The 10,185-nt window shown below is 50.5% G+C and carries 8 protein-coding genes and 1 pseudogene; 7 read left to right on the plus strand and 2 right to left on the minus strand.

Annotated features, from left to right (window positions below):
* Positions 1 to 219 precede the first annotated feature (219 nt).
* Positions 220 to 2,490 (plus strand): primary-amine oxidase, encoded by a 2,271-nt coding sequence (gene tynA / locus FJD38_RS00195; protein ID WP_146383575.1) that lies wholly within the window; start codon positions 220 to 222, stop codon positions 2,488 to 2,490.
* A 179-nt stretch (positions 2,491 to 2,669) separates the two neighbouring features.
* Positions 2,670 to 3,293, plus strand: a complete 624-nt coding sequence (locus FJD38_RS00200) for a YajG family lipoprotein (protein WP_146383576.1) — start codon at positions 2,670 to 2,672, stop codon at positions 3,291 to 3,293.
* 177 nt (positions 3,294 to 3,470) lie between these two features.
* Here FJD38_RS00200 and FJD38_RS00205 read toward each other — a convergent pair whose 3' ends face one another.
* Positions 3,471 to 3,779, minus strand: a complete 309-nt coding sequence (locus tag FJD38_RS00205; RefSeq protein WP_146383577.1) for an AzlD family protein — start codon at positions 3,777 to 3,779, stop codon at positions 3,471 to 3,473.
* A complete protein-coding gene (locus FJD38_RS00210) occupies positions 3,769 to 4,485 on the minus strand; it encodes an AzlC family ABC transporter permease (RefSeq protein WP_146383578.1) in 717 nt (238 codons plus the stop codon). The genes FJD38_RS00205 and FJD38_RS00210 overlap by 11 nt, the downstream gene beginning before the upstream one ends.
* 158 nt (positions 4,486 to 4,643) lie before the next feature.
* Here FJD38_RS00210 and FJD38_RS00215 point away from each other — a divergent pair, with 158 nt between their 5' ends.
* The 5 genes and pseudogenes from FJD38_RS00215 to FJD38_RS00235 all read left to right on the plus strand — a co-directional run bounded on the left by FJD38_RS00215 (position 4,644) and on the right by FJD38_RS00235 (position 9,771).
* A complete protein-coding gene (locus tag FJD38_RS00215) occupies positions 4,644 to 5,552 on the plus strand; it encodes a LysR family transcriptional regulator (RefSeq protein WP_146383579.1) in 909 nt (302 codons plus the stop codon).
* Positions 5,553 to 5,751: 199 nt separating this feature from the next.
* The gene (locus FJD38_RS00220; protein ID WP_146383580.1) at positions 5,752 to 6,270 is read left to right on the plus strand and encodes a GNAT family N-acetyltransferase; all 519 of its coding nucleotides are present in this window, start codon (positions 5,752 to 5,754) and stop codon (positions 6,268 to 6,270) included.
* 46 nt (positions 6,271 to 6,316) lie between these two features.
* Positions 6,317 to 6,960, plus strand: a pseudogene (locus FJD38_RS00225) (tyrosine-type recombinase/integrase); the annotation flags it as partial.
* A gap of 521 nt (positions 6,961 to 7,481) precedes the next feature.
* Positions 7,482 to 8,393, plus strand: a complete 912-nt coding sequence (locus FJD38_RS00230; RefSeq protein ID WP_146383581.1) for a DUF2971 domain-containing protein — start codon at positions 7,482 to 7,484, stop codon at positions 8,391 to 8,393.
* Between the two features lie 31 nt (positions 8,394 to 8,424).
* Positions 8,425 to 9,771: a hypothetical protein gene (locus FJD38_RS00235; RefSeq protein WP_146383582.1), complete on the plus strand. Its 1,347-nt coding sequence runs from the start codon at positions 8,425 to 8,427 to the stop codon at positions 9,769 to 9,771.
* Positions 9,772 to 10,185: the final 414 nt, after the last annotated feature.

A 10,185-nucleotide genomic window follows, 5' to 3' on the forward strand; every position in this document is an offset into this window, starting at 1 on the left:
CCTCCGCTGCGTGCTGAACGCCCACTAAAGATCCATTTTGAGCACCAACTTAAAGCATCCTTGCGTTAAGTTAGTGCACTTCTTTCGCGCCACTAACATTAAAAGCCCCCGGCATGATGAATTGCCAATTTGTGTTAAAGGACGCCAACAACCGCATCTTAAAGTGATTGTGCCTGCCCGCTTTCGAATACTTTGCTGGGAACTTTAAGGACTCCATTTATGAGTAAGACACTTAAACGCCGTCACTTTAAATTAGCTCCGATGGCCTTGGCATTAATCTTTGCCGGCCTTACTTCAACCGCCCAGGCACATGGCGGCGCAGCGGAGATGGTGCCTCTAAAGTCGACCCTGGAAAACTTTGGGGCCACTGTCAAATGGGACGACTATGCCAACCTCTTCGTTATTTCCAAAGACGGGGCCTATGTTAAGGTAAAACCCAACAGCAACGTGGCGATGCTTAACGGCAAAAGATTCGAGCTTAGCGTTCCGGTGGTATTCAAAAACAACACTGCACTTATGTCGCACGACTTCATCAATGAAGTATTCCAGTCTGGCCTGGATAAAACCTTTAGCGTCGAAACCCGTCCACATCCACTGAATGCTTTGAGTGCCGACGAGATCAAGCTCGCTGTCGAGGCCATCAACCGTTCAGAGCACTACAAACCAAATTTCCGGTTCACGGAGATATCGCTCCGGGGGCCGAAAAAGAGCGAAGTGTGGGACTTCATCTATACCGCCAAACCCGTGAGTCAACCTCGCGAGGCTAATGTGACCGTGCTTGATGGCAGGCACGTTGTCGAAGCCGTGGTAGACCTGAGCACCCAAAAAGTTCTGAGTTGGGAAGCGATCAAGGATGTTCACGGGATGGTTCTGCTGGACGACTTCGCGACCGTGCAGTCTGTCATTGAAGGCAGCACTGAATATGCTCAGGCGCTGGCCAAGCGTGGCATCAAAGACGCCAAGAAGGTTGTCACTACCCCGCTCACGGTGGGCTACTTTGATGGTAAAGACGGCCTAACGCAGGACAAACGCCTGCTTAAGGTGGTCAGCTATCTGGATGTCGGCGATGGTAACTACTGGGCTCATCCGATCGAAAATCTGGTCGCCATCGTCGACCTGGAAAGCAAGAGCGTGATCAAGATCGAAGATGCCGGGATAGTGCCGGTGCCAATGAAGCCCACGCCTTATGACGGGCGCGGACGTAAAGCGGCAACCGTCAAGCCACTGGAGATCATCGAGCCTGAAGGCAAGAACTACACGATCACCGGTAACAGCATTCACTGGCAGAACTGGGACCTGCATTTGGCACTCGATTCGCGGGTAGGCCCGGTGATTTCCACGGTCACCTACAACGATCAGGGCAAGAAGCGCAAAGTCATGTACCAGGGTTACTTGGGCGGCATGATCGTGCCCTATGGTGATCCAGACGTGGGCTGGTACTTCAAAGCCTATCTCGATTCCGGGGACTACGGCATGGGGACTCTCACCTCCCAGATCCAGCCCGGTAAGGACGCGCCTCAAAACGCAGTGCTGCTGGACGCGACCATCGCCGACTACAAGGGCTCGCCCACCAAAATCCCGCGCGCGATGGCGATCTTCGAACGCTATGCAGGCCCTGAATACAAGCATCAGGAAATGGGCCAACCCAACCTCAGCACCGAACGCCGGGAACTGGTGATTCGCTGGATCAGCACCATCGGCAACTACGACTACATTTTTGACTGGGTCTTCCAGGAAAACGGGGTGATTGGTATCGACGCCGGTGCAACGGGCATCGAGGCGGTTAAAGGCGTGAAGTCCAGCACCCTTCATGACGCCACGGCCAAAGAGGACACTCGCTACGGTACTTTGATCGACCACAATATTGTCGGCACCACCCACCAACACATCTACAACTTCCGCCTGGACATGGACGTAGATGGCGAGAACAACTCGTTGGTCGAACTTAATCCGGTGGTCGCCAAAAACGACCGCGGTGGGCCGCGCACCAGCACCATGCAAATTGACCAAAAGGTGGTCAGCACTGAACAGCAAGCTGCGCAAAAGTTCGACCCCGCGACCATTCGCCTGGTCAGCAATACGGGCAAGGAAAACAAGATGGGATACCCGGTCTCCTACCAACTGATCCCCTATGCCGGGGGGACTCACCCAGTGGCCAAGGGCGCTAATTTTGCTGGCGACGAATGGTTGCGCCATCGACTGAGTTTCATGGACAAGCAAATATGGGTGACCCGTTACGACCCTCAAGAGCGTTATCCCGAAGGGCAATACCCGAATCGCTCTGCAACTGATACCGGTCTGGGCCTGTTCTCAGCCAACAACCAATCGATCGAGAATAGCGACAATGTGGTGTGGCTGACCACGGGCACTACTCACGTGGCACGCGCCGAGGAGTGGCCGATCATGCCAACCGAATGGGTTCACGTACTGCTCAAGCCTTGGAACTTCTTCGACGAGACCCCCACACTGAACCTCAACTCTCCGAAATAATTACAGCCGCTGTTGCCGCTTCCAGCGACCCCCGCTTTGACTGCGATATATCTGAGCCATATTTGAGCAAGGCTTTGCGGGGCAGTCGGCCAATTGAGCTGTGAATTGTCTTCTACACTCCTGTGCGACGCGTATTTTGGACGTGCCTGGCAAGGCACAAACTATGAAGGAGTAAGTAGATGGTTCGAAAAATTTGGGTAGTTGTCGCGTTGGTGCTGTTAGCCGGTTGTGCTACCAACAGGGCAGAAGTAGATATTTTGCCGCCAGGCAATAGTCAGACCCCTGCTCCCGCCAATGGAAAAAAAGTCTATATCAGCACCGTGGATGATCGAGTTTTTCATATCAAACCCTCCAGTTTCGATATTCCTTCATTGAAGTACGACGAGATCGACGACAAGTCGATTACCGAACGAGCGATCGCGCGTAAACGCAACAACTACAACATGGCCATCGGCGATGTATTGTTGCCCAAGGGGCGCACCGTTTCAGAACTGGTGGGCGATGCTGTTGCCACGGCTTACCGGCAGGCAGGCTACCAAGTAGTCAGCACTCCCGGTGCCAGTGATGCCAGTGTAGTGAACGTGCAAATCGTTGAATTCTGGTCATGGTCTACGACCGAAGGGGTGCTCGACAAGGTGCTTCAAAACAGGTCCTATTTGCAGATAAAAACCCATGACGCGCCTGCCCATAGTGTCAAAACCCTCATCAGCGAGAAGGTAAAAGTGGTCACTGATGATGACTGGAAGAGAGTCACCGAGGCGGGCCTTGAAGCCATTACTCAAGAAACCTTGAAGCAGCTTTAAGCGGCTTCTGAGCCCCCCCCCTTTACGACCGTCTATATCAGTGACCAACTTCAGCATTGGCCAAGGGTGTATGCGGTCTTTTTTATTGCGGCTGGAACGAAGAATCAGAACTGGCAGTGCCGGGTGATCGTCTACAGTGGGCCAACAGTGGACAGTCACGGTCAGGCCTAAAATGAGTTAGAACTGCCTGAAAAGCGCAGCCGCTACTACCCCCGCTGCGATTGCTGGTAGTGGCTTCCTTATAATCAACATGGCGCCTGCGGTGATCAACAGTGCCAGTCGCGCAGCGTTGTCGCCCTGATATGCCATCGGAGCCAGAAGGGCTACCAGTACTGAGCTGGACATCGCCGCTATGAACTGCTCAACCCGAGGCCCGATTTGCACGAACGCCATCACGTACACGCCTCCCCAACGAGTTGCCACTGTCACGAGCGCCATGATCATTACCAGAATCAAAGCGCCTGAATCTGCTGTCTCAACGCTCATGCTTGTTCTCCGTCCGGATCGTTCCGGCTATCCCGCCCGCCACCGCACCTACAATGACATTGCTGTTTTCGGGTAAATATCGATACGCCAGCAGCGACGCGCATGCAGCGACAATCCAGATTATCAGGAGGCGAAGACTTTTATCCCCGCCGACCACCATGGCCAACAGAAAACAACCCATCACCCTATCCAGCCCCAGAGCCTTGGGGTCATGAATGGCACCACCGGAGAGTACACCGATCCAGGTGCCGATTACCCAAGACAGCCAGAGCACCAGACCGCCGCCCAATAGAAGCCCCATTCCAGGTTGGCGCTTGCCGAACGCCTGCATCGAAAGCGCCCAGTTAGCATCCGAAACGACCAGCATGATGCCGTAGCGTTTCGTCTTGGTGAGGTGTTGCAGCCACGGATAAAGCGTGGCCCCCATGAGCAGGTGGCGAGCGTTGATCGCAAATACTGTGATGGCTATAGCAGCCAGTGAGACATCACGCCCCCAGAGCTCTAGTGCTGCGAATTGCGCAGCCCCCGCAAAAACCAAGGTGCTCATAGCCACTATCACCGTCTCGTTCAAGCCTGCTTGGGTTGCCGCTAATCCGAAGGCTGCCCCGAAGATCGTCACGAAAAGGGAAATCGGAGCCAGCTTGGCAAAGCCGAGCCAGACCAACTGTCGGTCAAATTCATGCAGATCGTTGTTAGGCTGTTTCATTATGCGAGCACTTCCGGTTAGGAATTGATGAGCGGTTCAATTGACCCCACTAATGACGAGAGTCAGTCTGCCGCTACTTTGCTTGCAGACAGTGCTCAAAGAAAAACGCATAAATCGCTGATAAGCTATCCGCTAATCGAATATCACTGGTGACGGCTGTGACCTTTCACGATTTACAGATTGATTGGCTGAAATGCTTCGTGGCCGTGGCGGACGCAGGCTCGTTATCAGGCGCAGCTCCTGAGGTGCATCGTTCTCAATCAGCAGTCAGCATGAAGATTAAGAAGCTTGAGGCTTCCCTCGATTGCCTGCTCCTGGTGCGAGGCCCGCGCCAGCACCAACTCACCCCCCAAGGGCAAATGCTGTTGGGATATGCTCGTCGAATGTTGGATCTGCATGCGGAAACCCAGGCAGCTTTTCATGGGAGTCAGGTGACGGGCCGGATTCGCCTCGGCGTACCCGACGATTACGCAGCGCGCTACCTGACGCCCGCGCTCAAACGCTTTGCCCCAAACTTTGGTGCAGTAGAGATAGAGTTGAGCTGCGAGCAGTCGACCTCCCTCATTCCAAAGGTAATGAGTGGCGATCTGGATATCGCATTGGTTTCCCGCGACAACCCTCAGCATGGGACGTTATTGTTTCATGAGCCTATGGTGTGGGTCGGGGATGCTCAATTCCAGGTCTGGCGGCGCGACCCGCTGCCCATCGCCGTCTATGAGGACGCCAGCCTTGCCAGGCGCAGCGCCTTGCAGTCGCTGGCATTACAAGGACGTCGATACAAGGTGATGTACAACAGTTCCAGCCTCGCGGGGCAGATTGCAGCAGTGGAAAGCGGCTTAGCTGTGGCAGTGCTCACCCGATGCAGCGCACCAGCGCATTTGAAGATTTTGGGACCAGAACAAGGCTTAGGCCCCCTGATGCCGATGGAAGTCTCTGTATTTCGAAGCCAGGCCTCTCGGGGCTCGAAAGCTGTGGACAGTCTTCACGACCTATTGATCAGGACTCTTCGGCTTTCCGCTACCTTTGATAGAGCAAACAGCTTGGCGCCTGAAATAGGCGGTAATTAGGCCTCGGTGAGCGTTCATGGGCGACTACTTTTCGACCGTCGCTTGCCGCCCGGCGCTTGAATCATCTGTCTATCGTCGCCACCAGCCCTCTCTGGCACAGTCAGCAAGCCTGCTTGTCTGAGCGCGTGATATCTTCAATTTTCCAAAGCTGGTTTATCTAGTTTCATCGCCATCTCTCTTTAATCACTAAAGGCGACACATGCCTGCGATTATCCGCCTTGCTGTACCAGAAGATGCACAACTCCTGCCCGCCATTGAAACCTCCGCTGCTCAAGCATTTCGCATGATTGCTGAGTTGAGTTGGCTGGCTGAATCGCCTCCGATGTCCATCGCGCGTCATAGCCAACTCATCGCGCTATCGACATGTTGGGTTGCACTTGATGCCGAAAATAGGCCCCAAGGATTTCTCAGCGCTGAGCAGCACGGCAATGATCTACACATCCATGAATTATCAGTGATGCAATCGATGCAAGGACAAGGCACCGGGCGGCGCCTGATCAAGGCAGCGATGGAATATGCGAGTTCAACCAGACTTAGTTTCGTAACGCTTACCACCTTCACAAACGTGCCATGGAATGCACCTTTTTACTCCCGTCTGGGGTTTCAGACGAAAGCAACCAAAGACCTAGATCAAAGGCTAGCGGCGATATTGAGCGAGGAATACAAGCACGGATTCGCTCCGAAAAGTCGGTGTGCCATGGTATGGCCAGTGACTTAAATACAAAACTTTCAGGCCTCTTAGATACCAATACTGTTGGTTTCGCTACCCGCTTTCTTGGGAAGAGCAGTCAGTGTTGTTTGCTGAGTTGCCAGCGCCCTTGCAACATATGGCCATGTTCAAGGTGAACACTGGCTGTCGTGAGCAATAGGTCTGCAAGCTGCAGTGGGATTGGAAGATGCTGTGTCTGAGTTGGGTACTAGTGTTTTAGTGATACCGGCTGGCTTTGGCGGGAGACGTGGAACCTCTGGTGTGAAGAACGGCGAGGATCGTCTTGTGGTTCTGAATGGGGTGCCCAAGACAGTCATCGAGCAGCAGCGCGGCCAGAGCAAGGAATGGGTATTTCCCTATGACGACACCAAAATGCATCGGATGAACGATTCGGCCTGGAAGTAAGCACAGGTACGCGCAGCGAAGATATGGCAGGGGAAATACCTGCGCCCTGCTCATCCAGGCTACTTGTCTATCCGGGGTCACGATTTGAAGCACACGTTTAGTCGACCCCTTAGGGCGGCAGGTGTGACCGAGGAAGACCGCAAAGCGTTGCTCGGGTTTAAGAATGGCAGCATCACCAGTCAGTACTCCGGCGCAGAGCTGGGGCAACTGATTGAGGCTGCAAATAGGGTATCCGCGACCGACTCAAGAGGCCCGGTTCTGACAGTTTTGAGAGGAGGCAGGCGTGAAGTTTAAAGAAGTCACGCAAAAGTCACGCGCATGAAAAAGCCCAACTCGCGAAAGTTGGGCTAAGTCATTGAATTATATGGTCGGGACGGAGTGATTCGAACACTCGACCCCTAGCACCCCATTCAAGCTTGTATCTCTACAGGCCGCTAAATTCAAGGCTTCGCACTTGGCGCTCGCTGCAACGATGCCTAACTGTGCTGAACCGTAGGTGACAAGATCACTCGAAAAGTCACTCGGCCTTTTTTGCCCCGCTCCGACTATCGACCGAACGACAACTATTGGCATGAAACCATATCAAGCTGCTTCTGCATTGCCTCGATGGTGGCTGGGAGTTACTGAACAAAGTCCACCCGTAAACGAAGGCTCCAAGGAAGAATAAGAACCCTCCCGTACCAATTCGGCACCATTCGCTTCACGCTCCATACGAGATCATCAGGCTAACCTCAGTTTACCTGATGAGGAAATGGATAGTTTATACCTTGCGCGCCTCTGCCCTATTGACTCGTTAGACAAGACATGATGGCATTATGCCCATCCGTCCGTTAGAGCACGAGACAATGCCTGAAGCTTTTTATAAATACATGACTTATAGCACCGCAGACATTGTGCTTAAAAACCAAACGCTTCGCTGGAGTACTCCAGCGACTTTGAATGACCCCTACGACATTCAGTTTGATCTCGGCATTAACTTTGACCGCGAAAAAGTCCTTCATCACGCACTAGAAAAGCTATGGAAAGCATATACTGGAGAACTAATCGGGCATCCAAACAGTCAGATGTCATCCGCAATTAGTTTAATGAGACCAATGCTTCTAGGAATATCTAAAGAAAAATTCACTCAAAACATGGAAAAAGGAATAAAACAGACATTTTCAATATTCGATGAGAACGCAAAAAAACTACACGAAATAACAAGAGCGCACCTTTCCACTAGCAAAATATTGTGCCTGACTGACTCACCTATTAATCAACTAATGTGGGCTTACTATGCTGATAGCAACAAAGGTGTAGCTTTACGATTCCAAGATGAGCCCGAGAAGAACAGCCCATATCAGCTAGCTAAGAAAATGTCTTATATGCCTGACATCCCAAGATTATTTGAGGACGATGAGCTATCCGACTTCTTGGCTGGGTTAGTGATTTTCGATTCTGCTATACGCATAAACAAGCTGGTTTATACCAAGTCTGACGCATGGGCCCATGAGAACGAATGGCGGATTTTCGCAGGAGATGGACGCGATAAGTTTGCTCCTTATGAGGATAAAGCGTTTGGCGCCAGAGAGCTCACAGGGGCGATTTTTGGTTGCCGCATGCCCCAAGATCAAAAAAAAGAGTTATCGATAACTATCAAAAACCTATATCCACATGTAGAAATCCTACAAGCAACTCCAGCCAACCACTCATTCCAGCTTGAGCTCTCCCCTTTTAAGGAAGTTTAAAAACTCGTGCTAAATACAGGAATCTCAGCCCATGTCTAACAAAAAAAATATAAAATATGACCCATTTGAAAAAATGCACCCCAGGTGTCTTGATAATAATCTAGAGGAGCTTGCTCACAACCTTTTTGAACTTTCTTGTGAGGGATCAAAGCCTGTATGGGACGAGATTAAGGCTGAAGGCTTTGAAAAAAAACCAGATCTTAAAACAAAGTTCTTAGCCTTATCCCATAAAGGAATGCGTGAGGCCCAGAAGATCATTACCGAAATCATCCAATCCAATGAAACCTTGACTGACTCACACACAGTTTTATTCAGTGGTATCGCCGATAGCATGGGCTGGCAGATGATTGGCGAACAACTTTGCTTTGCACGCAGTTTTTACAAAGAGCAAACAACGATAAACTTGAAGCAATCAAACTTTGACTCAGTTGTTTCAGCAGCCAATCAAACAATGAGCAAAGACCCTGGAAGCTTCTCACTAATATCCGATCTGACCTCTTTTGTTCAAGTTGGCGATTTGCTTACAATGGGTGCTCGTGGTGGCATATCGATCAGCGAGGTAAAAGAAGGAAAAAAGAACCATGAAATTATGGAGTTCATGAATTTTTTTGCAAAAAAAGGCTGCCCTCGCTCGCTCCATTTTTTCGCTCAAGAGCACGGAAAATCAGGCATCAAACAGCTACAACGAATGTATCGACAAGTGGATCGCATGAGGCACGTGAAGGAGATTATTACGAAGGGCATCTCACTTGATCCTGACACGAATAAAAAAATCTTCATCCCTGAGAAGCCTGTGCACATACCAGGCTGGCACAGTGAATTAAATGCGATTCTTGATCAATCAGACTCGACGGGCAGTGCCTTGGATATTATTGACGACTGCCTATATATTGCGTCGTACGCCAAAGGCTTTGCTTTGGCTAATGGCCATATCGCTTTTAATTTTTGGTTTGATGAATCCGGAGGAACAGCTAACTGTCCAAGAGCCGGACTAATAGACTGCATGACCCATCCTCTAGCCCTTCCAATATTCAACTTGAACATCTCACAAAAAAATAAATTTGACATTCTATTTGGCCGAAAAAATGTTTGCATCGGCCTCAATATAACCGCCTTACTAAAAAAACTTGAAAATGAAGGCTTTACCGTTCGCGAAGGTACAAACAAGGAGGCCAGTATATTAGACCAGAAAGGATTTTCTCCTTACAGACACAATGGCAAAGCCATTTACATTGGCAATGAACAGCACGAGATGGTACTTATGGACGGGATATTTCTGAGAGTTCTATTCCACAATCAACGCCCTATTGAAACAATCAGAACCATATTAAACAACCACCTAGAACCAGCCCCACAATATATAGTCGAACAAACCTAGTCTCCATGAAAAAGCAATCAGGCTTTTTTTGAACATTAAAATTTATGCCGCCTAGACGTAAGCTCTGGAGGGGCGTTTGCTCTGCGCCCCACAATTATAGATCGCTAACGCAAACGCCGCCCAACACCACGCCCAATGGCAGTACGATCCGTACGAACTCTAAAAATCTTTGAGGGCTCAGAAAAAGAGTAATATTAGTAATATCTCCTCCGAAAAACAGCCGCAGCCCTTATAGATAAAGGCCTACAGCAGTTTTTGGAAAAGGCTATATTGAAGCGATATGATGGCGATAGTATTACCTTTCTTAAAAGCTATATTTCTACTCCTCAAAACCCAATGAATCCGGGGGGTTGCCAGAAATATTACTTTTCATATCGCTTCATATTACCTCACCTTGTAATACCGAAAGCCCTT

Origin of the sequence: Pseudomonas saxonica (assembly GCF_007858365.1) — a bacterium.
Classification (GTDB): Bacteria; Pseudomonadota; Gammaproteobacteria; order Pseudomonadales; family Pseudomonadaceae; genus Aquipseudomonas; species Aquipseudomonas saxonica.